Here is an 869-nt window from a genome sequence, read left to right as displayed (position 1 = left end):
GACCCCTTGGTCCCAAACCAAGTGCTCTACCAAGCTGAGCTACTTCCCGATGGCGCGCCCGAGAGGAGTCGAACCCCTAACCTCTTGATCCGTAGTCAAACGCTCTATCCAATTGAGCTACGGGCGCTTATGGTGCCGAGGACCGGAATCGAACCGGTACGGTAATCACTTACCGCAGGATTTTAAGTCCTGTGCGTCTGCCAGTTCCGCCACCCCGGCAATATTTGGAGCGGAAGACGGGATTCGAACCCGCGACCCCCACCTTGGCAAGGTGATGTTCTACCACTGAACTACTTCCGCGTATTGCCTTTATTAAATTAATGGTGCGGGTGGAGGGACTTGAACCCCCACGCCCGAAGGCACTAGATCCTAAGTCTAGCGCGTCTGCCAATTCCGCCACACCCGCAAATGGTGAGCCATGAAGGATTCGAACCTTCGACCCTCTGATTAAAAGTCAGATGCTCTACCGACTGAGCTAATGGCTCCTAAAAAGGAAAAATGGTGCCGGCCAGAGGACTTGAACCCCCAACCTACTGATTACAAGTCAGTTGCTCTACCAGTTGAGCTAGGCCGGCATGATGGTGGAGGATGCAGGGCTCGAACCTGCGACCCCCTGCTTGTAAGGCAGGTGCTCTCCCAGCTGAGCTAATCCTCCGGATTTAAAGCCTGGCAACGTCCTACTCTCGCAGGGGGAAGCCCCCAACTACCATTGGCGCTGAAGAACTTAACTTCTGTGTTCGGTATGGGAACAGGTGTGACCTCTTCGCTATCGCCACCAGACAATACAATATGTAACTTGAAGATGTTTCCTTAAAAACAAGGACAAGTTATATTATATGCATTTTAGAATAAAAATGCAACACTTTTTT

Annotated in this window: 7 tRNA genes and 1 rRNA gene; all 8 read right to left on the bottom strand. The window is 51.4% G+C overall.

The annotated features are described in order from the left end of the window. Window positions 1-50: 50 nt before the first annotated feature. Window positions 51-127: transfer RNA gene (locus BN1068_RS00040), tRNA-Arg, on the bottom strand. Window positions 128-130: 3 nt separating this feature from the next. Beyond that, window positions 131-219: transfer RNA gene (locus BN1068_RS00035), tRNA-Leu, on the bottom strand. 6 nt (window positions 220-225) lie between these two features. Next, window positions 226-300, bottom strand: a tRNA-Gly gene (locus BN1068_RS00030). 21 nt (window positions 301-321) lie between these two features. Further along, window positions 322-406: transfer RNA gene (locus tag BN1068_RS00025), tRNA-Leu, on the bottom strand. 3 nt (window positions 407-409) lie between these two features. Next, window positions 410-485: transfer RNA gene (locus BN1068_RS00020), tRNA-Lys, on the bottom strand. A 14-nt stretch (window positions 486-499) separates the two neighbouring features. Beyond that, a tRNA-Thr gene (locus BN1068_RS00015) sits at window positions 500-575 on the bottom strand. Between the two features lie 4 nt (window positions 576-579). After that, window positions 580-655 (bottom strand) — tRNA-Val (locus tag BN1068_RS00010). A 9-nt stretch (window positions 656-664) separates the two neighbouring features. Further along, a 5S ribosomal RNA gene (gene rrf, locus BN1068_RS00005) occupies window positions 665-780 on the bottom strand. Between the last annotated feature and the right edge of the window lie 89 nt (window positions 781-869).

Source organism: Oceanobacillus sojae (genome assembly GCF_900162665.1).
GTDB lineage: Bacteria > Bacillota > Bacilli > Bacillales > Amphibacillaceae > Oceanobacillus > Oceanobacillus sojae_A.
Note: the sequence above shows the minus strand (reverse complement) of the source record. Positions and strands in the feature narration are given on the sequence as shown.